23 protein-coding genes are annotated in these 21,242 nt (G+C 42.5%); all 23 read right to left on the bottom strand.

Going from position 1 to position 21,242, the window contains the following annotated elements; translation table 11 throughout:
* Window positions 1-15: 15 nt before the first annotated feature.
* Complete coding sequence (locus tag H6B30_RS14510; RefSeq protein ID WP_205111852.1) at window positions 16-1,113, bottom strand: polysaccharide pyruvyl transferase family protein; 1,098 nt, start codon at window positions 1,111-1,113, stop codon at window positions 16-18.
* Window positions 1,114-1,118: 5 nt separating this feature from the next.
* Window positions 1,119-2,318: a Coenzyme F420 hydrogenase/dehydrogenase, beta subunit C-terminal domain gene (locus tag H6B30_RS14505; protein ID WP_205111839.1), complete on the bottom strand. Its 1,200-nt coding sequence runs from the start codon at window positions 2,316-2,318 to the stop codon at window positions 1,119-1,121.
* Window positions 2,319-2,372: 54 nt separating this feature from the next.
* Window positions 2,373-3,479, bottom strand: a complete 1,107-nt coding sequence (locus tag H6B30_RS14500) for a glycosyltransferase family 4 protein (protein ID WP_205111837.1) — start codon at window positions 3,477-3,479, stop codon at window positions 2,373-2,375.
* A 140-nt stretch (window positions 3,480-3,619) separates the two neighbouring features.
* The gene (locus H6B30_RS14495) at window positions 3,620-3,994 is read right to left on the bottom strand and encodes a hypothetical protein (protein ID WP_205111835.1); all 375 of its coding nucleotides are present in this window, start codon (window positions 3,992-3,994) and stop codon (window positions 3,620-3,622) included.
* Window positions 3,995-4,082: 88 nt separating this feature from the next.
* Complete coding sequence (gene tnpC / locus H6B30_RS14490; protein WP_205111833.1) at window positions 4,083-5,930, bottom strand: IS66 family transposase; 1,848 nt, start codon at window positions 5,928-5,930, stop codon at window positions 4,083-4,085.
* A gap of 158 nt (window positions 5,931-6,088) precedes the next feature.
* Entirely contained in the window at window positions 6,089-6,424 is a 336-nt protein-coding gene (gene tnpB / locus H6B30_RS14485) for an IS66 family insertion sequence element accessory protein TnpB (RefSeq protein WP_205111832.1), read from the bottom strand.
* Window positions 6,418-6,771 carry a hypothetical protein gene (locus H6B30_RS14480; RefSeq protein ID WP_205111850.1) on the bottom strand — a complete coding sequence of 118 codons (354 nt, stop codon included), beginning with the start codon at window positions 6,769-6,771 and terminating at the stop codon, window positions 6,418-6,420. Before H6B30_RS14480 ends, tnpB begins: the two co-directional genes overlap by 7 nt.
* A gap of 314 nt (window positions 6,772-7,085) precedes the next feature.
* Window positions 7,086-7,469 carry a glycosyltransferase family A protein gene (locus H6B30_RS14475; RefSeq protein WP_205111830.1) on the bottom strand — a complete coding sequence of 128 codons (384 nt, stop codon included), beginning with the start codon at window positions 7,467-7,469 and terminating at the stop codon, window positions 7,086-7,088.
* A gap of 136 nt (window positions 7,470-7,605) precedes the next feature.
* On the bottom strand, window positions 7,606-8,814 hold the full coding sequence (locus H6B30_RS14470; RefSeq protein WP_205111828.1) for a glycosyltransferase: 1,209 nt from the start codon (window positions 8,812-8,814) through the stop codon (window positions 7,606-7,608).
* A 6-nt stretch (window positions 8,815-8,820) separates the two neighbouring features.
* Window positions 8,821-9,771 (bottom strand): glycosyltransferase family 2 protein, encoded by a 951-nt coding sequence (locus H6B30_RS14465; protein WP_205111826.1) that lies wholly within the window; start codon window positions 9,769-9,771, stop codon window positions 8,821-8,823.
* A complete protein-coding gene (locus H6B30_RS14460) occupies window positions 9,716-11,047 on the bottom strand; it encodes an O-antigen ligase family protein (RefSeq protein WP_205111824.1) in 1,332 nt (443 codons plus the stop codon). The genes H6B30_RS14465 and H6B30_RS14460 overlap by 56 nt, the downstream gene beginning before the upstream one ends.
* Window positions 11,048-11,141: 94 nt before the next feature.
* Entirely contained in the window at window positions 11,142-12,032 is an 891-nt protein-coding gene (locus H6B30_RS14455; protein ID WP_205111822.1) for a glycosyltransferase family 8 protein, read from the bottom strand.
* The gene (locus tag H6B30_RS14450; protein ID WP_205111820.1) at window positions 12,029-13,111 is read right to left on the bottom strand and encodes a polysaccharide pyruvyl transferase family protein; all 1,083 of its coding nucleotides are present in this window, start codon (window positions 13,109-13,111) and stop codon (window positions 12,029-12,031) included. The genes H6B30_RS14455 and H6B30_RS14450 overlap by 4 nt, the downstream gene beginning before the upstream one ends.
* Window positions 13,112-13,114: 3 nt before the next feature.
* Window positions 13,115-13,549 carry a Coenzyme F420 hydrogenase/dehydrogenase, beta subunit C-terminal domain gene (locus H6B30_RS16555; RefSeq protein WP_262896807.1) on the bottom strand — a complete coding sequence of 145 codons (435 nt, stop codon included), beginning with the start codon at window positions 13,547-13,549 and terminating at the stop codon, window positions 13,115-13,117.
* 1 nt (window position 13,550) lies between these two features.
* Window positions 13,551-14,270 (bottom strand): 4Fe-4S dicluster domain-containing protein, encoded by a 720-nt coding sequence (locus tag H6B30_RS16550; protein WP_262896806.1) that lies wholly within the window; start codon window positions 14,268-14,270, stop codon window positions 13,551-13,553.
* Window positions 14,267-15,805 (bottom strand): oligosaccharide flippase family protein, encoded by a 1,539-nt coding sequence (locus H6B30_RS14440; RefSeq protein ID WP_205111818.1) that lies wholly within the window; start codon window positions 15,803-15,805, stop codon window positions 14,267-14,269. Before H6B30_RS14440 ends, H6B30_RS16550 begins: the two co-directional genes overlap by 4 nt.
* Before the next feature lie 45 nt (window positions 15,806-15,850).
* A complete protein-coding gene (locus H6B30_RS14435; RefSeq protein WP_205111816.1) occupies window positions 15,851-16,093 on the bottom strand; it encodes a hypothetical protein in 243 nt (80 codons plus the stop codon).
* A gap of 248 nt (window positions 16,094-16,341) precedes the next feature.
* The gene (locus tag H6B30_RS14430; RefSeq protein WP_205111814.1) at window positions 16,342-17,094 is read right to left on the bottom strand and encodes a hypothetical protein; all 753 of its coding nucleotides are present in this window, start codon (window positions 17,092-17,094) and stop codon (window positions 16,342-16,344) included.
* A 92-nt stretch (window positions 17,095-17,186) separates the two neighbouring features.
* Entirely contained in the window at window positions 17,187-17,513 is a 327-nt protein-coding gene (locus H6B30_RS14425; RefSeq protein ID WP_205111812.1) for a zinc-binding metallopeptidase family protein, read from the bottom strand.
* Window positions 17,514-17,705: 192 nt separating this feature from the next.
* Window positions 17,706-18,068 carry a hypothetical protein gene (locus H6B30_RS14420; RefSeq protein WP_239484105.1) on the bottom strand — a complete coding sequence of 121 codons (363 nt, stop codon included), beginning with the start codon at window positions 18,066-18,068 and terminating at the stop codon, window positions 17,706-17,708.
* 31 nt (window positions 18,069-18,099) lie between these two features.
* The gene (locus tag H6B30_RS14415) at window positions 18,100-18,951 is read right to left on the bottom strand and encodes a phage integrase SAM-like domain-containing protein (protein ID WP_205111811.1); all 852 of its coding nucleotides are present in this window, start codon (window positions 18,949-18,951) and stop codon (window positions 18,100-18,102) included.
* A 27-nt stretch (window positions 18,952-18,978) separates the two neighbouring features.
* The gene (locus H6B30_RS14410; RefSeq protein ID WP_205111809.1) at window positions 18,979-20,106 is read right to left on the bottom strand and encodes a hypothetical protein; all 1,128 of its coding nucleotides are present in this window, start codon (window positions 20,104-20,106) and stop codon (window positions 18,979-18,981) included.
* Window positions 20,107-20,218: 112 nt separating this feature from the next.
* Window positions 20,219-20,722, bottom strand: coding sequence for a UpxY family transcription antiterminator (locus H6B30_RS14405; protein WP_239484107.1), 504 nt, complete (start codon window positions 20,720-20,722; stop codon window positions 20,219-20,221).
* Window positions 20,723-21,242: the final 520 nt, after the last annotated feature.

The raw sequence follows: 21,242 nt of genomic DNA, 5'->3' as shown, positions 1-21,242 counted from the left end.
AAGTAAGTTTTTGGATTATAGTCCAAGGAGGTTTTTCAGGATGTCCAGTGAAGCGGAACGTTCCCTTTCAAGGATGGTGTTTACCTTGGCGTAGTCTATTTTCTCGTCGAAAAGTGAAAAATCATTGAAATCCTTTACGATTCGGTTTTCGAGTCCTGTCAGTTTCAGGATGCTCTGATTCCTGCTGCCCGTGGATGTGTTCGGCAGCACCTCCATAAACGGACGGTTGAAGTTGATGGCGAAACAAGTGCCGTGGAAAGAGTCTGTTACGAGGCACCGGCAGTTTTTAACGTAGGCCAGGAAGTCGGGAATGTCCGGGCACCAGACAAACTTCCCTCCACGTCTTGCCTGGTGAAGGTGCGGACTGACGCGGACCAACGGAAGCCCCGTGCGTCGGGACAACTCCATGGCATAACGGTTCAGGTTGACGTCATTATGGATTTGATATACCAATATGTAATCGCCATTGATCTCCTTCCGTATCATCCTTGACCACTGTCCGCCGTCAAGCATCAATGTGGGATCCAAAACCTGTCCTTTGCATCGAATACCCCATTCGTCCAGCAGCTGTACGGCACTGTCTTCCCTTACGGCTATGGCGTCATACAGGCTGAGCCAATGTTTGTATTCGGCCACTGTTTCATCATTGAATCGGGTTTTGCCAAAACTGGCGGCATAGGCCAGCTTTTTCCCTTCCTTGACGAATGAAAGGAAATAGGCCGGGTCATATTTCCCGTTGTACAAGGGTCCCCATACCTGGTCGCTTCCGGTAATAAAAGCGTCAGCCTGCAGTTTGGCAAGTCCTTCGGTGTCACTCACCCGTCCGGTCATCCGCAGATAGCGGGTACGCATCCTGTCGAACCGTGCTCTTGCCATGGATTCCATCGGGAAACGTACCATGACATAAAGGACCTTTTTCAGGACGTTACCGGCATACGCTTTTTTCAGGCGTACTTGTGCCAGGGTTGCTTTCAGCCCTCTTTCATCTTTCCGCTGATAGTCTATTATCTTTGCCGACACGCCAAGTCTCCCAAGTATTTCCAGGGTGGCTATGCTTTGCAGCAACGAACCATAATTGGAAGGTCCGTGCCGGGTTATTACTTTTACGTCCATCATGTCTATTTCAGAATTCGGTTACGTGAGTCGGGGTAAAATTTGCAGAGTACGCGGTAGAACAGGATGGGCATCCGGGGAAGAGTGTCCACAATCTTCCGGATGGTACGTCTTTGTCTCATTTCCGCCTCCCCGGCCTTTTGGGCGGTTGTGCTGCATTGCTCACCTCGGAAGTAAGGTTCTGTCTGTTGTTTTCTCCATACGTCTTTCAGGCTTAAGGCCGCCTTTACATCCTCAAAGGATTTTTCCTGTAATCCGATGGTGTCTATACTCTTCAACAGCTTCTTCCCGGTTTCAGTGTGTACCGTAACCAAAGTCTCGCCCATGTCGTTCGGTGTCCTTATTTTCCAGGGATCCATCAGAGACAAGTCCGCTCCGGCATTGATCCCGAATGAGTCGCCGCAGAGGTCACAGCCCGGAACCGTCCACAATCTACGCCCGAACGGAATCTGAGCTGCCCTATTCCAGGGCAGCTCAGATTCGTTCACCCGAACGATTCCCGGCCATCCATTCCCGCGATAGCGGGTCGAAAATTTTAGATTTTCGGGTATTTTTGTTCCCACAATCTTGGCAAGAAACCGTGTAGAATCCAGCGTCTTCTGTTGCTTGCAGAAGATGCAGATGCGGATAATTTCGTCCGCCTTTCCCTTCAGTGCGGCGTTCATCGCCCGAAGCTGACAACTCGTACCCACCACAATCAGCCTTTTACAATGCTGTATCTTGTTGATGTTCCGGCATGCCATGATCGAATGGTAGACTGAATTGGGGATGTCATCATACTGCGGAATATTGTCTTTCGTATAGAATTCCCCTTCAGCGTACGGGAAAACGTCGGTGCGTCTCAATGTATAGACACCGTCAGCCAGTCCGTTCCGCAGGCTTTCAATAACGATTGTCTTGCAGACTCCGCCTGATGAACACTCGTGTCTTACCGTGTTGTCCGTGTTATAACCCAAGTAATATTCTTTTCCGGTGAAGTTGTCAAAATACCCTTCGTAGTTCTCACGCTTGTTGGCGGGACAGCAGTTCACACATCGTTTACAGCGGATACATTTGTCATTGTCCACCTTGATCAGGTTTGTCCCGTCTTTTCGCAGTTCCAAGGATATGGCCTGCTTGGGACATACCGCTTCGCAAATGCCACATTGCTGGCATCGGGAATAGTCATAACAGATTTCGTTCCTGTCTTTATCGAATTCAAGCATATAGCAAGATTTATTTATGATTTCTTTTGGAGGATGGAAATAAGATTCCCCGGTTTATTGTGCCTTGAAGAATTCGAGGTACTTCTCGGCACAGGCCTTTATCGTGTAAGGACTGTTGTCCTTCATTTTTTGTGCATTGGTCTTGTAATAGGCCAGGTTGTTGATGACTTTGGACAGGGCTGCCGTATAGCTATCGGTGGTAAAACCTTCACTCAGCACCCCGTTCTTTCCGTTCACAGCATCCACGGCTCCGCATACAGGTGTGGACACGACGGGCACTCCACTCAAAAGTGCCTCGATGATGGTGATGGGCATTCCCTCGAAAGCGCTGGACAAAACAAAGACATCGGCATTTGCCATATAGTCACTGATGTTTTTTCGTGTACCGAGAAAATGGATATTGGGACCAGCCGCAGCTTTCAACGATGCGCCCAGTGCACTGTCGTAGCTATTGCCTATCACCAGCAACATGGCATCCGTTCCCTTTACAGTCAATGCGTTGAAAGATTCAATCAATAACATCTGGTTCTTCTGCGGATTACAGCGGGCCACGTGCAATACAACAACTGTGTTTGGGTTTTTCTTCAATGAAGCTATCTCATGTCTGACGTCCTCTATCTTTTCTGTCGATTGCATGGGCGCGCGACCGTTTACGATGCAGGTAGCCATTGTATGCGGATAGAGCTTCTTTTGTTCCTGATAGTTCGTTTCGGAAATGGCGGCAAAGCGTATCATTTTCCAACGTCCCAACGTGGCGTGCAGGAAATCATAGATTGCGGTTGAATACCCACGGTTGACATCATTATGAATAGTCTGTACGAATGTTATTTTCTTTCCAAGCAGGAGGTTGGCCAGGTAACAGAACTTCGGCATCCCTGCGGCGTGCATGTGTACGATGTCCGGCTTCTCCGCCTTTATAGCTTTGTAGACCTGCCACAGGGTGGAAGGCTTGTAGGAAGAAGACGGAAGTCCCACATTCTTGTATTTGACCCGTTCAGACAAGTCAAATTTGTAAAACAAAAATTCTTCCGGATTGGATTTGTCCTCCTTCAATGCAAGCAGAGTAACCTCATTTGTCTTTGACAGTTCGTTACTCAAATCAACGACAAAACGTTCTGCCCCACCTGAATTCAGATGGAATACGACTTCTAAGATTTTCATAAAATATGAATATTATGATTTGCTTCAGATAGCTGTTCAAAGCAAAAAATGCTACCTGAATTTGTATAATTTTTATATAAACAAAGATTGTATCTAAAAAAATCCTATACTATGAATATAAGGATAGGATTTACTTTGTATTAAGTTAAATCACACAATAATTTATATCGCTTGAATTCGCCCTTACTAAGAGCTGTACCTAAAGGAGATTTATCCTGGATTTTTGAGAAATATTTATTCCAAAAACGGGATGTTAAAATAAATACAGCACGGTCTATATCTGATCTTCCGATTGTATGAATTCTTGAATAATTAATTCTTATCTGATTCAAAATTATTTTGCAAAATGTTTTATTGTTTTCAAGACCCAATTCGACGCGGTCTCTTAGCAACTGTTCTGTAATCCAATATGAATCTATTGTTTTTATTTTTCCTTTTGCTTTTGCGGAAATTCCGGAAGGGTTAATGCGGTAATGATATAAAAGTTCTGACGATGTGGCTATTTTTCTACACATGGGAAATATAATAGTAAGCGTCCAATTCTGACGTACCCCATGCTTTTCAGGCGGTACGTCTAAAATAAGATTAAAATTCGTTTGATATTTAGATTTTGTTAGCACTTATGCCGATGGTTGATGGCATAAGTTTTCCGTAGTCGCGGTTGCCTGCGACTATTTCAGTAAAGAATTTCTTGAGGTATTCCAAGATTGAATACCCCTGAAGCCTGCAGGTGGACACGACGGAGTGGTAGGCCGCGCTGACGCGCGCCATCCTGTCGCTGCCGAAGAAAAGTGAGTTCTTTCTCTCGTTGGCCAGCGGTCTGATACACCGTTCCGCCAGGCTGTTGTCTATCGTGTAGTTTCCGTCCTTCCGGTAGAGAAAAACCTGGTTCCAGAAATGGTCGAGATAACTGACCGCCTTCTCCATCAGGCTTCCGTGCCTCGGGGCGTTTCCGGATTTCATCAGATCCAGCAGGCTCCTCACGCCTATTATTATCTCAGTCGTTTCGGCGGAGTTCCTTAGCCGTCTTATGTCTTCCGCGCTGAGTTCAAGCTCTATGTATCTCTTCTCCAGGGCGTAGAGCCTTCCGATGTATTCGAGGAACTTTCGGGCGTTCACGTCATGCTCTATCTCGGCGGCGTACTTGAACTTCGCCCTCACGTGGGCCATGCAGCAGACGTGGTCTATGTCCAGAATCTCATCGTCAAGATAAAGGTACACGTTGTAGCCGTCGGTCTGCAGGGCACGGAGCTCACGTCCTTCAAGGATGTCCTTAAGCACCTTACGTCCGCGCGAGCCGTCCCCATAATAATAGACTGCCGTTTTGGAGGCCTTGTTGACCAGGCACCATACATAGCGTTTCCTGTATCTTCCGGCCACCTTCACACGGCACCATGTCTCATCGCAGTTCACGATGGAGTCCTTCTCCAGACACCTGTCCTTAAGGTATGCCAGTACATCCTTGAAGAACCCGGCGCCTTTCGCCAGCCAGTTCGTCACCGTCTGTCTCGACACACGCATCCTTTCCTGGAGCAGACGCAGGGTCTCCCTGTAGACGGGAGTGTCGAGGAAGAAACGGTTGAACACGAGATAGGCCATCAGACCGGGAGCCGCATGGGTGCCCGGGACACTCTCTATGACAGGGGACCCCTTCTCATCATCCATGGGGAAGTAGCCGCACATGACCTTGCCGTCCTTGTCCCTGTAGACCACAATCTCGTATTCGTGTTCCGTCACTACGGTTTCCTGGTTGTATGTGTACCTGGGATACGTCTTTATTACAGTCGCCCCTTCGGGAAGCCTGCCCGTGTCACTCCTGTGGAGCACATGGTTGTCGGCGTTCATTGTGCGGTAGGTCATGCCCAGACGGTTGAGCCTGCTTTCCTTCTGAGACGCGGCCGGATCTTCCGCCGCATCCTTTGGCCCTTTCCACACGTCAAGGTCAAGATTGTCCGGCAGTGACGCGGAATTCCCGTCAAAACCGTCTTTCACGTCCGTATGCGGCGTTGGCCCGTTCCCGCCGTCCCTGTCCTTCGCCTTCGTACCTTTCTGCGATTTGCGCCCGAACAGGTTCTTCCGCGCGACCTTGGCGGTGCTCTGCAGCTCCGCTATCTTCCTGTCCTTGTCCTTGAGCTGCCTGAGCAGTTCCGACATCTGCATTGACGTCTCTGACGCGCTCACGTAGCTTGCTTTCAGCATGTCGGTAAGCTCACCGACCCGTCTGTTCAGTACGGACACCTCGGATGTAAGAGCAGATATCCTCTCCGAGCTTTCTTCGTGCTCTTTCTTACGGGATGATTCCGCCTCCTCAAGACGCTCGCGTAAAAAAGCTATCAGTCTGATTAATTCGTCCCTGTCCATATCGGCATAGTCGTCAGCCACGCGTCTGGGAGTTTCCTCCCAGCGCTTCAGATTGCGGGCTGATTCTAATATGAATTCATTGTCTTCCATTGGCTTTGCCGATACTTCCATTACCATACAAAGATAGCGAAAGGTGAGTGCAGAGACAAACGAAAACTGAGTTTTCAAGTTTGACAATGCCGAACCGCATCCTATCTTATACAAAGATAATAAAAATATCTGACATGGCCAAGAGAAAACAGATGTAATTATTTGATATTCAATGTTTTAACAACTGGAGAACCGAGCAGTACGACCACATCGTCCCAGCTTATTGTGAACACCGCCTTGTCGCCCTCATGCGACACCTTCATAAACTTGTAGCCCTTGTCGAAACGCTTCTCGTAAAGGCTGCACGAGTGCTTTTCGTAGCTGTAAAGACGTACCGTCTGCAGGTCCTTCGACATCATGATGTATACCTCACCGGCCCGGGGCTCACGGTCCATCTGCTGCCGGATGACGGACAGGACCCTCGCATACTTGCAGCGCATGTCGTGGAAATTACGCAGGTAATAGAAGCTGCCTGGCTCACTGATGCTTAGCATAGGCCCTCCAGCTTCTCTACCAGACGCTTCAGGTCCGCGTAGCTTAAATTCCCCTGACGCAAGTGAAGCCCGTTGCTTACGCGCAGGTCCACCAGTATGCGCACCTCCCGGACAGACTCTTCCTTCTGCTGACGGGCGGTCTCCATTGACTTCCACTCTTCCTGCGGAGAAGGACGGCCGGAAACACTCACTTCCACCACCTTGTGCCTTGTATCCTTGTACCATTTCTCGAACAGATTGTAGGGGACCTTGTTCCTGTGACAGAATGTCTGTATGCTCTCGCCCTTGGGGTAGGCCTCACCCTTGTAACGGATGAAAAGCCGTTCAAAATCTTCACTGCTGTACATCTTCAATGACTTTAATGTTTACAGCGCGAAGATAGCTACATCTAACGGAACGGGCAATACGTCAAAATTGGACGCTTACAATATAATAAAAGACATAATTGTATCTTCGAACCAATATTCTTCTGGGAAATGGATATTTTCAAATAGATTGGCTCTTATGATTTTTCCCAAAGGATAACCGTACAGAATAGTGGTGTCATTTGAAACAGTATTCGTGTGACGAATTGTTTTTATATCATGCTCGTCGGTAAAGGTTGTATAGCCACATTCAATAATATCGATTCTTTCAAGATCTGCCAGCCGTATAAGGTTATCTATTCCTTCCCCCCCCTTAAAAATTCATCATCACTATCAAGAAAAGTTATATACCGACCTTTTATTTCTGCTAAAGCTCTATTTCTTGCACCAGAAAAACCTTGATTTTTCTGAGTAATAATTTCGACACGGTCATCATTACTGTATTTTTTAAGAATGTCCTCCGTATTATCTGTTGAACCATCGTTTACAACCGTAACAATTAAGCTACTTGAAATCGGTAGTTTAAGGACCGAATCAATGCACGTCTCTATATACTTACATGCGTTATATGCGGGCACAATTACCTGTAAATCATATTGCTCAGTACTAATTTGAGGCTTGTTCCGAACGCAAGACTGATGTGGGTCTGAAGAAATATTTTGAAGAAGTTCTCTTGCCAATTGAACATTTGTCTCACTGCAATCAACTTTACCATGCACAAATGGAAGCAACAATTGACACAAATATTTGCCTGTTCCTGATTTCTTAATACGTTTTTTTTAGAATATTAGAAACATTCATTTTAGAAAGTAATTATTATTTTAATAACTCCAAAAATTTTGCCACTACTCGTTTTTCATTGCTGCAATCTTCCTGTCTCAAATTCTTAACAAGTTCTTTACGGAGATTTTCATTATTGTATAGCTTCGTTATGCCATCGGCAATCGATTGTGCGTTTATGTCTACAATCAATCCATTTTTACCATTTATGATGGCATCTCCTACGGAAGGATAGTTGGTTACAACAATTGGTTTGCATAAGATTTTCGCTTCATCTAAAGCGATACTTTTGCCTTCATAACGAGAGGGCATCACATAGAGGTCTGCGTCTTTTATGTAAGGATAAGGATTAGAGCGGACGCCTATGAATTTGACAGTGTCTTCAACACTGCTATTTTTTGTCTGTTCTTCAAGACTTTTTCTTAAAGGACCTTCTCCCAACACATACCATCCTAATGTAAGGCCATCGTCTTTAAGAATCCTTGCTGCCTCCACGGCATAATCGAAACCTTTTTGCTCAGACAATCGTCCAATTGAAACTATTTTAAAACGTCGGTCTTCAGCAAATCCATCATTAGCATGTTTCATTTCTTTATGCATTTCAGCTTGTGCGTTAATGATACGTGCCGAAGATATATTTTCGACAACCTCAAATTTATCACTTAATTTAGGAAAATTTTCAACTAATGATTTTTTGCAAATATCACTAATCGTACATACCTTGTATGCCTTTCCATAATATTTTTCATCATATTCTGGTTTGTATTCCAGTTTGTTATAGTCGTTATGACACCATAGTATTTTTCGCTTTGCTTTTACATGGTCGATGACATAATAATTAACTCCGTCCATGTAACTTATGGCCACATCGTATTCATTCTTGCAGTCAGGAATATGACTTTTCCAAATGTCATTGTCATATTGTCCGCGGCTTTTTAATTTCTTGCTGTTATTACTGCGCAAACGGTCGCCTAATATGCAGGCTACCTTTATAAGTAAGGTTTTAATATTTGTGTATTGCCAAAAACGTTTCGATGTTATTTTCTCACTTTTACAAATCAGTTCACGGGATGCGGTAATTAAATGCACTTTATCAGGAATTTGATTCCTGAAAATCCCGTTAGGATTTATTGCCATTAAGTCAATATCTAACGAATCCAATGGTAACGAGTTCAATAACGAAACGAGACTCTTTTCCGCTCCTCCGGCATCTAAGCGGTGAATGACAAAAAGAATTTTTTTCATAATTTATCAGTTATCCTTAAAACATCTTTTTATACTTCTACTTATTTTCTCAACTAATCGTTCCGCAAGAAATAAATCATTTATTATTAAATAAAATTTTAATCTGTTCAATATATTCAATTGCGCAACATTTATTAAAGAAGGAAGATTTCCGAAAGTTTTTTTCCGTTGAAATATGTATCTGCCTTCCATAACGTGAAGCATTGTATTGCTCAAGGTTTTACTATATAATTTATAATCACTTTTTTCTTTATAGAATTTGGTAATTGCTTCATACAATGCTATGACGTCATCTTGGTATTTTTCGGATTTTGTCATACTAATAACATTTGTCCGATTCCATATATAATTTTCCCCGGGCACATATATAATGTCTTTGGCATTGTAAAAAAGTTTACTCATAAAGCACAAATCCTCTCCCAAAGAAATTCCTTTAGTAAACTCAATATGGTTGTTTTCTATCAGTTCCTTTTTTATCGCTTTGGCCCACAGTGCTGTATTCGTACATCGCCAACCTAACAATTGCAAAATATATTCTTGCTTACTATGAAATGGCCTTTTTATTTCTTTAAATTCATCCCCTTTTTCCCAACTTATATAGTCACAAGCAAAAACATCCGCATCAGGAAACTTATTTATGTAGTTGCTAAAACAAGATAAATAATTCTCTTTTACATAATCGTCCGCATCAATAAAAACAATCCAGTTCCCATTTGCCAATTGAATAAGTTTGTTACGAGTTTCTACAATGCCATTATTTACTTGATGGAACACTTTAATCCTACTATCCATACTTTCATATTTCTTACAAATTTTAAGTGTTTCATCAGTGCTTCCATCATCTATTATTATAATTTCAAAATTGGTAAAACTTTGATTTAAGATAGATTGCAGGCACTTATCAATATATTTCTCGACATTGTATGCTGGGATAAGTACTGAAAATTCTTTTGTCATAAACACACCTTAATAAAATTCCTATATATATTCCAAAATGAAGGAATGCACTACCGTAAACACCAGTTGCACATATAAAAAACAAGAAAGAAACAGTACATGCAGTGCCGACATAGGAGACAGTCTGGTTATGTTTTCTTTTTTTTAAGAAAAATGTAAACAGCTGAACGTAAAATATTATCACAGCAATTATCATAAATCCGCCTTGCTCAATAAGCAGTTTATATTGGTATCCCTCCATTCCCGCTATAAGGGGGTCGTATATAAATGAATCTTTATTACCCATAACTTCATTGAAATAAGACAAGCCATGTCCGAAAAATGGTGCATCATAAAAGGACAGCAATGAAACTTCCCATTGTTGTTCTTTCAAATCCGTTGTACTTCCCTGTGTATTTTCACCTCCGGTCATCACCAAATCTATGGCGCTATCTATCATCGGTCTTATAAAACTTAACTGATTATACATAATCAGGATAATTATTACGGCAGAAAATGCGGCAAGCACATTTTTATAAGACAATTTGTTTTTCAACAAATAATAGAGAATGTATGCCACCAATGTTGAAAATATACTTGTACGCGAATTCGCAATTAAAACGCTCAACAATAGTAAAGCAAGAACTATGTATTTAAAAACCTTATTATTAGTTTGCCATGTATTCAAAATAATTAACGAATATACTCCCATAACTCCTCCAAAGACAATAGGATTACTTAAAAAAGAACATACTCTATAACCTCTTTCCTGTACATTCGCCCAAATACCCAAGTCTCCAGTAAACGAATTTGATATTAAATCATAAATAGGATTACTTTGTATTACAAATGTAAGTAGACCATAAACACAAACTATTGCCAGCATTTTTACGAATCCACTTAATATCACATGCAAATCATTTTTACTTTTGACACAACAAAAGCCTATAAAAAAGACCATATATGTCAAGAAGAAGCCAGTAACAGGCCTTGAAAACCTTGAAATAATTGGAATTCTTGTATCAACAACTCCAATTAAAAGATATATAATAAAAATAATAATGGAAATTTTACGAAGTGGATACTCTTTATAGCAGGTCTTTAATTCATGATGGAAACACAAAGAAATCAAAAAAGATAAAACGAAAGCAAAATGCGAATTAAAAGGTCCCCACAATACTATACTATCAGATAAAAACAGAACTGAGCCAATAAACCATAATGCTCTTTTAGCTCCACTTGTCTTTATTATCCTATAACAGGATAAGAATGTCAAGAGTAAAAAAAACACTGACATATTATAAAAGGTTAAACTTTAAAATCCTTACCAACCAGTTATAAAAACCGATGGCAATTTTTATTAGAACTTTATTAATGACATATACAATGTATTACCGACACAGACACCGATACAAAAGCACAATTATTTCTTTAATTTCTTTGATTTTTTTCCTAAGATTATAATACTTGATAGCACGTCCCTTCCAAAGACTCTTATTTCTATATTCTACGAATATGTTTTTCAATGGGTGGACACATTCTTTAAACCAAGGTTTTATATAACTTGTATAATGAATTATTACTGGCGCATTTTTCCATTGGTCTACTTCCGACCACATCGTACGCGAAAAAAAAACTTTGTTTTTGTCTTCGTAAAATTTTTCTTGATAATTATATTTAACCGATAAATACAGAACTTTCCCTGATAAGATTTTGTTAAGTGCATCCTGATCTGGATACAAACACAGGTTTGGATAGTTATATATGTAATTAATGCATTTTTCCGCTATGTCATATTTTCTCCAATAATCCAAATTCATCAAAATAACTCCTGAATTAAAGTACGGTGTCTTGATATCTATTCTGTTTGTAAGTCTTATATCATCACACATTTGATCCCTTACAACAGCACACGCATATGAATCAAGGTTTAGAGATTCCAACACTGCTAAAGAACCGTTTATTATTATATCACAATCAATATATAAGGCGTATTTTTCATCATTTAAGATTTTAGGAATTAAAAATCTGTAATAAATAGCCCGACTAAACCGCTGACTTACTTTCAATTGCGAAATATCAGTCTCATTTATATCAATTATTGAAATACTCCTCTTGTATTTGTCTGATAATATTTCGAACTTTTTCCGTTGTTTATCTGAAAGCCCATCTGTCAATATGTATACATTTAGGCTCAATTTTTTATTATTTTCAAATAAGGATGTTAAGCATACCCCACACGGCATCGCATATTTGTCGTCTGTCCCCAATACTATATTCATACAATATTTTCCGTTAAAAAAGATTGCGATATATTTCTTAATTTATTTAATTTGTCATACGTGTTTGTAAAATCAATTTTACTAAACACAGGGGTGTGTTTTACATCTATAAACCTATCTTCCAAGCCCAAAGAACATAATAAGTCATAGCTACGCTCATCAGCACCATCATTTAATTTCAATGTATAAAAAGGTGTCTCGTTAATTATGGAAAAGGCAGTGCCATGAAATGATGTTGTTATAACACATAACGCATTTTTTATTAACGTTATAAAGCCAGCTGGTGAGACAACTTTCAAATTTATGCCTTTTTGGAAACTATTTGGATAGAAATCAACTGAATATATTTTTGCATCCAATTCTTTTGACAACTTCTTCGCTATTCGATAAACATTATCATTCGCTCTTGCCTGATATACAACTATGTATCTTCCGTCAATTTTGTACTGCCATTTCTTCCATATAATGGGATTTGCCATCAATGAAGGATCAAGAACAACAGGTACATTTTTATAAGGAATAAGCTCAGTAAGAATATTTTTCAATTTACTTTCACGTACAGAAATCGCCTTAACAGACGGCAATGACAGTTTTGACGAAATTACCCGTTTTTCTGTATCACTAAAATTCGCATCCCCAGCACTTGCCGCATAAAAGATTATTTTAGGGCGTTTATTTTCAGCTAAGAAAAAATCACCCAACCAAGCATAATCTTTATCATTGTATTTTGTATTCCAAATCTGATCACTTCCAATAATGATATAATCAAAGGAATGTATTATTTCAGATAAATCTTTTCTGTTTTTTACTTTGTTTGTCAGACATAAATTGGATTTTACAAAGTCTTCATATAAAGAAAAACTATTCCTCCCCAAAATATATTTGCGAACATAAGTTATGTTCTCCTTTATGAGAGGACGTATTCTCATTTTTATCTTTTTACTTACCAAGTAGTCTGGACAATAATTAATTACATGCACATCATGACCCTCTCTTAGCAATTGTTCTTGCAGCGCATAACATTGAAGAATGGCTCCAAAATTGTATGCACAACTAAATGTAAGTATTCCTATCTTCATAAACTATAATCCTATTGTCCGTTTGATTTTTCTTTTAATACGTCTGAGAATTTTACGTATCTTATGCCGCCAATTATCCTCACCGTATTTCTTCATTACGTATTCAAAGCCTTTGCATTCGTAATCTCTCTCAAAGTTTTTCCATTCCGGACTGAATACTGACGGATGTTGAAGATTGGGCTGCATACAGTTTTCCAATTCAGCCGGGATTACTGTCATGCGGTCTTTCACCGCATTGAACAGTTCACGTCCTTTTTCAGTGTTAATTAATATCAGCGATACACCCTTGTCGTCCTTGTTGATGTCCGGGTCCGTCTTTTCCCACCCCCAATAGTCGGCTATGGTTATGTCGCTCGGACGCTTCGTGTTGGCAAAATGGCATTTGCTGCACGACGGACGGAACATAATATGCTGATAGAACAAATATGTAAATGTCATTTTACCCCCCCCCGTTAACAAATTTAAACGTTTCACGATGAGCCTTCCAGCCGAACGCCTGTTTGTCTCGGAAGTTCACCCAACAAATCTTATCACCCTGCTTCTTCTCAAGGTAGGCGATGTAATCACGCCAAAGGTTTGGACCCGGCACGCCGTGGCACACGATGTCAACAAGTATAAGATGCTCACGCAGACGTCTGCCGACGTATGAGTTAAGCCCGGCCGTCTGACAGGGTGTGCCCGAGAACATTACGATAAGTCCGTCCTTAAGGTCTTTCTTTACCTGACGGAATACTGTGTTCATATCACTCTGAACATATTTGCTGCCCTTGAACTCATCGCGCTCTTCCCTTGTCGTCGCACGTTTGTGAACCACACGGAAATGGTCGGTATAGCCGGCGCCGTAAACCACGCCGCCGTTTTCGAGCACATAGTCGGACATTGCTATGAACGCCGCACCGCTGCGGCTTGTCTCAACCTCGTGCATATCTTTGTGCCGTGCGGCGTATGCGTCGGGCTTCGGCAGGTTTAAGTCCGTGTCGTAATTGTCGTTGAAGGCACACACCTTGTCGCACAGACCGCAGTCTACACACTTCGACCTGTCCACCACCGGATAAAGGAAACCCATCGCGTCGGGCTTCATCGTGATGGCGCCGTGTGCGCAGACGCTGGCGCAGGCGGTGCATCCGCAACAGTCTGCCTTGTCTTTTATCTCTATCATCTGTTTGTTATTTTGTGCTTCAGGGCTTTTGCCTTTGAAACAATGAATTGTCTTTCATTCCTGTTGCATCCAACATAATAAATCACCACGGCCGTGCAGGCAACACTTAACAGACACAACAGGACGAAGTTAAAGAATCCTTCATTAATGTTCTTCGACACAAAGAAGGGAACTGCGGCACTCAGCACAGTGACGGTTAGCACGTTGAAGTAAACGTGCCTTAAGTATTTCCTTGCAGAAAGTCCTATCATCCCGCGCAGCATGTACAGGCGAGCGGCAAGACAGCACTGCGAAATCACTATGGCGACAACCATCACTATCTCTGGGAACATTCCCAAGCGCAAGAGTACGTATGAAATAGGCAGGTTCATAATCTGCAGACCGCCCACCACAATCTGATAGTTCCGTATGTTGCCGGTTGCGAGCATGGCCGTCACCAGAGGATTAGATATTGACTCGCTCATGGCGAAAATCAGGACAAGCTGGATGAACAATACCGTATGTTCAGGCACTATCTTCAGCCACAGTACAAGAATATAATGGGTGTTGATTATCACAGGCAGCGACAACAGCAGCAGCATGTAAAACGACAGACGCGCTCCCTGATAAATAAGCGTCATCATATAGTCGCGGTCGCCTGAAGCGTACGATTTTGTTATCTGCGGATTAAGCGCCGTCATGAAGTTGCTGACAAATCCCTGGATGGCACCGTTTACCTGATAGGCGATACCGCGTGCGGCGTTCACTGCCGGACCGCAGAACAGGTTTATTACGACATTGCCGCCCTGGTCGCGGAGCACGGCTGACGCCGCGCCGATAAAGTTCCATCCGGCAAAACCGAACATACGTTTCAGCAGCTCCCTGTCGAAAATGAAATGATACGTGCATTCCTCAAAATGCCGCTTGCAGTAAGTTCCGTATGTAAGTCTGACCGCCAAAGCAACAACACACATGAGGACGGCATAAAAAATCAGTTTGTCTATGGGCGACACCATGATAAGGAAAGCTATCGCCAATTTACCTACCGCCTCTAAAATACTGATATAGGCAAAGGCCGACATCTTTTCGTGTGCTATTATTGTGGCGTTGTACGGCACACTTACTAAGTTTACGGCAAAAGTAAATATAGAGAACTGGAAAACCCAGTTGGCCGCAACCATCCTGTCGGCAGGTATGTTCATCTTAACGTTCAGGAACCATACACCAGCAGCCTCGGCAAGAACAATGATGATGCCGGCAAGCAGAAACTGGATTGTTACGGCTGAAGAGAAGACACGTTTCAGTTTCTCTTTGTCGCCGCGTCCCAACTCAAAAGTTAAGAAACGCGAGATTGCCGCCGAAAGTGAGCCTGATATTATTGAGAACATCGCCACAACGCCGCCAACGACGTTGTAAATTCCGTAATCTGTAACACCGAGCGTGTTGAGTACCACACGGCTGGTGTACAGCGAAACCACCATCATCAGCAGCATGCGGAAATAAAGCAGCAGCGTGTTCTTGGCTATGCGCTTGTTGTTTTCAGAAGATTGGGACATTTGGCAAAAAACAGCTTTAATTCAGTATTTTTTGTTGTATTAAAATCACTCATTTATTTCCAATTCCCAGTGTCCATCATTCATCTTATTTAAGTGGGCAGGATAGCCTTCATTGTACCCATATGCCGCTTCGCCAAGGGCTCCCATGTAGCCTTCAATTGCTAACCCCATCATTTCTTTTTTATGACAATTAACAATTGTTGCAATTAACCCATTTTCATCAGTAAATTTGAACGACACACTTTGTACGCCATCTTTAAGCTCTAAATCTTTAATTTTTATTACCATTATTTCGATATTTTGTAAATATATTTTATCGTATCTGCTGCCTATGCTTATACACCGCATCAAACTGTGGTAAACGTCCAGTTTTCTGACGTGCACCAGTTTTACGGGCGGTAAGCCATAAATAAGGTTAAAATACAGATTATATTTGTAATTTGATAGCACTTATGCTGATGGCTGATGGCATAATTTGTACCGTAGCTACGCTTACTTTTTAATAAATTCTTTGGAATGTTTGGTTCTGTTTATTCTCAGATTCCGATAGCACTACAAAGAAGATTTGCCAACACATTCAACAGTAATGCAACCATACCGGATAAGGATAAAGAAAGAATCGGATGTTTTTTCAAAAAGTCCAACATACGATAATAATAATCTTTCTTAAGACGTTTAAGTTCCTTATTGACTATAGATACATTATAACCGGAAACATTCTTTTTAATTAGAGAGGATTTGCATGAATCACAAACTATCGGGGATATACATGAATAAACGATTTCATTTTTTACCCCACACATGTCAAAAATGCATCCTCTATGTGCATCATGGGCCATCTCTTCTTCGTCCTCCATAGACAAATTATTGCCACGTTTCCCCTTAAAGAGCAAAACATAAGTGTATATCAGTTTTATCAGATAATTCTCTAACGGTATATTTTCTTGCTGCAATATTTCCTTAATTTGGTAATAGGTGATTAATATCCTATTATTATCAATTATTCGGGAAAAATAATTATCCTGCAAAGGGATGTCCAAAACATAGATAATCAAATCTATCTTTCCTTGAATGGGAGAGTCATGTTTTATAATATCCATATCAGGTAAAGACTTCTTCAATGTCTCATCTGAATATCCCCAAGAATCTGTATCTGAATTTACACTTAACGAATAGATACTATCAAAATTATATTCCAATTGAAATAAAGAAGATTTCCATTTCTTTATTTTTAAAGTATCTAATTCATGAATAATATTTCCAATAAAAGCAAGGTAAACAACTACCATTTGTGTATATGATTTTGGCGTCCCCCACTGTTTTATAGCGGCACGCCTAAAACAAAATTAAAATTCACTTGATGTTTATAATTAATTTGTACTTATTCCGATGGCTGAGGACATAAGTTTCCCGTACATAATGTTTTACCACAAATATTAAGCGGTTTTTGGTTTTTAGACTTCACAGAGATGGTCAAATGCTCTTGTAAAGGAGTTGCACTTATATCTTTGGTTATTAAGATTTTGTTCTTCTTTTCTTTAATTCCCAAAAGGGAAAACAGAAATATTTCTTTTAACCATTCTTCTAACGACTCTCCAATGTTTGAGATAGACATTGTCTCAAAACATGAGAACTCGTCATTGCTCAAAACAGCCAGGTTGAGGTTTCGATGAAAATCAATTTTCACTTCACGTTCTTCATCTTTCATACTGACGTTGACATGATATTTTGCCCTTAAACTTAAACTCGTATGCACCAGTGTCGTTTGGATATCCATCACGATTTACACCGGTAAACTACAAACCTTGTCGTTGCGGCAGAAGTTTATTTCATCGAGAATGTCGTTCACCATGTCATCATCCATGTCACCGCCGTATCCTGCGGCAACGATGGCGATTGCCTATAATTTCCTGACTTTGGATGCGATGGCATAATCCCGTACCGCCGAAGCCAGTTCGCAGGGAAACATCTCATACATGAGATTGCAATAACGCAACAGTTCGGGAAAATCTTCGGATTCGGTGCGATATGCCGCCAGCATATTTTCCTCGTATTTACGCAAAAGGTAAAGGCTTTTCAGAGTCGGAAGTCTGTTTGCCAACAGTTTGCTCATTATCAGGAATAAGGCGTGCGAGACGATGATATGGTTTTTATCGGGATGCAGGGCAAACATTCGGTCTTCCGGCTTGCAGTTTTTCTGCAAGTCTGTTCCTATTTGGTCGAACATTTGCCTGCACATTTCTCTTATCGATACCTTTTCCATTCTGCTGCTTTTAATGAAAATCCCGTCAACCTTAAAGAAGTTCGCTTATTTTCACATCCCCAGTGAGGCTTTCCCATGAATGCCGGGCGACTGTCAGGTTCAAGGGGAAAGGAAGTCCGAGCATCCGTCCTATGTTTCTCAGGTTCCAGTTGATGCTGTGGATGGCTGCGTCATGCTGCCGCCACTGTTCTTCCGGAGACTCAGCTGTGATAATGGGGAAGAGGTAAGGTGTGTTCGGCTGTGCGTATCTGTCCACAATGTCCTGTAGGAAAGCGTTCCATCGGACAACCTCTTCCTTTCCGGCCACTTTCGAGGTGTATATGAGAAATCCGTCTTTTATATTGTCCCTTGTGAGATAGAACAGGTCGCGTCCTGTCATGCCCTTGGCGAACACCGCGAAAAGAAACAAGTCGCGGGCGAACAGGGCGGAGGGGCGCAGGCCGCTTACGTCCATGTAACGCATTTGCATCACTTCCTTGGGTGTCAGCCTGTTCCTGTCTTTCCTGCTCTTGATATGGTAACTGACATCCATCCCTTCAAACGGATGGCATTCTGCGGTAAGCCCGTCGTCCACGGCACGGCGGTAAACCCGTTTCAGGTTCCTGATGTACAGGGATATTGTATTCCGTCCCAATTCCTGGTTCTTCAGCCATGTGTGGTAGTTGCGTATCAGCAGGGCGTCAAAGTCCTTGAAGGGAACCTCGTTCTTGCCGAGATAGGTGATGAACCGCTTGATGTATCCTTTCAGCTTGACCGCCGCGTCGTACCGGCCTTCGTCCTGCAGTTTTTCAACACGGGAGTTGGCGTAGGCGATAAAACCGCTTTCATTGTCTGCGGTCAATGGCAGGGCGGCAGTCCGTATGTCTTTCTGTTCGTTATCCACTTTTAAACAATAATTACCTTGTCAATTTTATAGTCTCGCCGCTCCGCTGACTGTGCCCGATGGTTTCAGCCATTCCAAGAAATCGAAGATGTTCGGTTCGTCTAAATAGATGCCCATATCGGCATAATATGCCTCTTCAGGGTCGAGCGGTACGGTGTAAAGGTCATCGTAGAGGCTTATCCGCCTGCCGAACGGTGTCGTGAAATAAGTGAGCCTTGCAGCGTTCTGTTCTTTTCGCTGGATGTCGTTCCAGTTGGTTTCGCCGTTCCATATCGGCATGGCTTCCTTGTTTAGCCAGACGGCCGAACCGTTTAAGTAGGTCTTTCCATTATACGTGACAAGTTGGGCGGCGAGGTAACGGCCTTGCACGTTCTCAGTAACGGGCATCGGGAAAATCACATTACAGAATATACTGCTGTTCCTGTGACGCAAATCAAGTGTTTGTCCGCCTTTTCTCTCCATGACCGTGTAAGTGTCCAGCCGCTCGGAACGGATGGAACCAAGAATTCCAGCCGCTTCTTTCAGTAGGTCTTTTTCCTGTCCTTCCACAAAAGCAGTTTCATAACAGAACTGTTTGGCAATGGTATCCACCAAGGTATCGCCACGCTTGTCACGCCAGTTGAAGGCAAGGTCTGCCCACAGCATTTGCCTTGCCGTTTGCCAATCCCCCGTAAGCCGCCTGAACATCATTTCCCTGAAGCGCAAGTCAGGGAAAATGCGCCACATCACTTGGTCCTCACGTGGAAACCAGGTCAGCATTCCGCCCAGGCGCATGAAGTCGCCGGACAGCACACTTTCCATCATCCATTGCCTCAATGCGCTGCAAGGAGCGTCTGCCACGGCCTGTGAAACAAGGTTGTCCACTTTCGATGTGGCCTCTGCGTCCATGTTCAAGTTGTCGCACCATTTGAACACCACATTGCCCACGCAGCGGTACCTGTACTCGTAAACACCGTCAAGGCCGACGGCGATGGTATTCTCCGTATAGAGCAGCAAGGAAAGGATAAGTTGCTCATCGAAACACGCCGCATCCTGTTCCACCAAACGGTGCAGCTTGGCATAGACTTCATAAAAGAAAGCTACGTCGCTGTCCACGTTCATTGACGGATGGTGAAAGCGTTTCCACTGGTATCTGAATTTTTCTATCGTGTACATGGGTGTGCGGTTATACGGTTTTAAGGTTGCGTGGTTGTACGGTTTGAGATTGTAGGTTTACAGCCTTCGATACGCAAATCTCCTTGTCTGCTTGTACCTTGTCGCTCGTCAACTATAAAAGCTGTATGTATTCCGGCTGCACCTCTACAGCCGCGGCAAGGAGGTTAGGAAGCTCCACAAACAGCCGCTTGGCATGTGCACCCTGTATCTTCTGCAAATGCCCTTCATAGCCGTCAAGTGGGCCGCCTACAATGCGCACTTTCCGTCCGACCATGCCGGGGGATATTTCTTCTGGCGTGAAATAACGTGGATTCTCGGTTGACTCGACGGCATGGATGAAGCGTTGCATGTCGCTTTCCCTCACCGTCATGGGGATTTTGTAGCCGCCGCGCACGTAACGGTATTGCACGGTGTTGTGTTTCTCCACCACGGGGTCAACGGCCTGGCGCATGGAATGTACGAAAAGCAGGTCCTGCAGGAATGGCACTTCCTCACGGCATCGCCTGCCGTGCTTTACGGATACTTTCCACACCATAGGTGTGAAGACTTCTATCCCCAAGCCCTTGAAGAGCTTGTATGCAGGTAGCTTGGCGTTCTGCCTTTTCAGGTCGCGCATGACGAACCATTGAAGACGGTCATTTCTATCCGAAGAAGCGGTGACTGCCGTTGAATGGCGGTCTTTATCCTGTAGTCGTGATTCGTTCATTTTTCAGGCAGGTGCATTTCTTCTAATCCTGCAAGCCATCGTAAAGTTCACAATGACAAACAGTTACGAAAACAAGGCTGTCGGCTTCCCTTAATTCCATAAGATTGCTCCATCTCCGTCACTACTCATAATAGCGTTTGTGTTGGCATTGATTTTCATGACGGATTCTTGTCCGTCTCCTTATATGAGATGGATATTTTCGTGAAACAACTAAATTCCAACAACTTACAAGAATTTCGTAAAAATATTCCGTCAAAAAATAGCCAAATCCGTTGCCGCTTCATAAAAAATAATCGCAAATAAACAGGCAAAAGCACTTGATGTTTAATTATTTTTACTACCGTTTGCAACGGAATATCCATCTCATATAAGGAGAAGTCCATTTTCGTGAAACAGTTGTTCGCGTCATAGACCCTCCATAATCATACGG

Source organism: Marseilla massiliensis (assembly GCF_016899955.1).
Taxonomy (GTDB): Bacteria; Bacteroidota; Bacteroidia; order Bacteroidales; family Bacteroidaceae; genus Prevotella; species Prevotella intestinigallinarum.
This window is presented reverse-complemented; position numbering and strand designations above follow the sequence as displayed.

What these genes read in the sequence shown, in the direction of transcription:
- H6B30_RS14510 (WP_205111852.1), bottom strand. Translation starts at nt 1,113, where the DNA reads ATGGACGTAAAAGTAATAACCCGGCACGGACCTTCCAATTATGGTTCG.
- H6B30_RS14505 (WP_205111839.1), bottom strand. Translation starts at nt 2,318, where the DNA reads ATGCTTGAATTCGATAAAGACAGGAACGAAATCTGTTATGACTATTCC.
- H6B30_RS14500 (WP_205111837.1), bottom strand. Translation starts at nt 3,479, where the DNA reads ATGAAAATCTTAGAAGTCGTATTCCATCTGAATTCAGGTGGGGCAGAA.
- H6B30_RS14495 (WP_205111835.1), bottom strand. Translation starts at nt 3,994, where the DNA reads ATGTGTAGAAAAATAGCCACATCGTCAGAACTTTTATATCATTACCGC.
- tnpC (WP_205111833.1), bottom strand. Translation starts at nt 5,930, where the DNA reads ATGGAAGACAATGAATTCATATTAGAATCAGCCCGCAATCTGAAGCGC.
- tnpB (WP_205111832.1), bottom strand. Translation starts at nt 6,424, where the DNA reads ATGCTAAGCATCAGTGAGCCAGGCAGCTTCTATTACCTGCGTAATTTC.
- H6B30_RS14480 (WP_205111850.1), bottom strand. Translation starts at nt 6,771, where the DNA reads ATGTACAGCAGTGAAGATTTTGAACGGCTTTTCATCCGTTACAAGGGT.
- H6B30_RS14470 (WP_205111828.1), bottom strand. Translation starts at nt 8,814, where the DNA reads ATGAAAAAAATTCTTTTTGTCATTCACCGCTTAGATGCCGGAGGAGCG.
- H6B30_RS14465 (WP_205111826.1), bottom strand. Translation starts at nt 9,771, where the DNA reads ATGACAAAAGAATTTTCAGTACTTATCCCAGCATACAATGTCGAGAAA.
- H6B30_RS14460 (WP_205111824.1), bottom strand. Translation starts at nt 11,047, where the DNA reads ATGTCAGTGTTTTTTTTACTCTTGACATTCTTATCCTGTTATAGGATA.
- H6B30_RS14455 (WP_205111822.1), bottom strand. Translation starts at nt 12,032, where the DNA reads ATGAATATAGTATTGGGGACAGACGACAAATATGCGATGCCGTGTGGG.
- H6B30_RS14450 (WP_205111820.1), bottom strand. Translation starts at nt 13,111, where the DNA reads ATGAAGATAGGAATACTTACATTTAGTTGTGCATACAATTTTGGAGCC.
- H6B30_RS16555 (WP_262896807.1), bottom strand. Translation starts at nt 13,549, where the DNA reads ATGACATTTACATATTTGTTCTATCAGCATATTATGTTCCGTCCGTCG.
- H6B30_RS16550 (WP_262896806.1), bottom strand. Translation starts at nt 14,270, where the DNA reads ATGATAGAGATAAAAGACAAGGCAGACTGTTGCGGATGCACCGCCTGC.
- H6B30_RS14440 (WP_205111818.1), bottom strand. Translation starts at nt 15,805, where the DNA reads ATGTCCCAATCTTCTGAAAACAACAAGCGCATAGCCAAGAACACGCTG.
- H6B30_RS14435 (WP_205111816.1), bottom strand. Translation starts at nt 16,093, where the DNA reads ATGGTAATAAAAATTAAAGATTTAGAGCTTAAAGATGGCGTACAAAGT.
- H6B30_RS14430 (WP_205111814.1), bottom strand. Translation starts at nt 17,094, where the DNA reads ATGGTAGTTGTTTACCTTGCTTTTATTGGAAATATTATTCATGAATTA.
- H6B30_RS14425 (WP_205111812.1), bottom strand. Translation starts at nt 17,513, where the DNA reads ATGAAAGATGAAGAACGTGAAGTGAAAATTGATTTTCATCGAAACCTC.
- H6B30_RS14420 (WP_239484105.1), bottom strand. Translation starts at nt 18,068, where the DNA reads ATGGAAAAGGTATCGATAAGAGAAATGTGCAGGCAAATGTTCGACCAA.
- H6B30_RS14410 (WP_205111809.1), bottom strand. Translation starts at nt 20,106, where the DNA reads ATGTACACGATAGAAAAATTCAGATACCAGTGGAAACGCTTTCACCAT.
- H6B30_RS14405 (WP_239484107.1), bottom strand. Translation starts at nt 20,722, where the DNA reads ATGCGCGACCTGAAAAGGCAGAACGCCAAGCTACCTGCATACAAGCTC.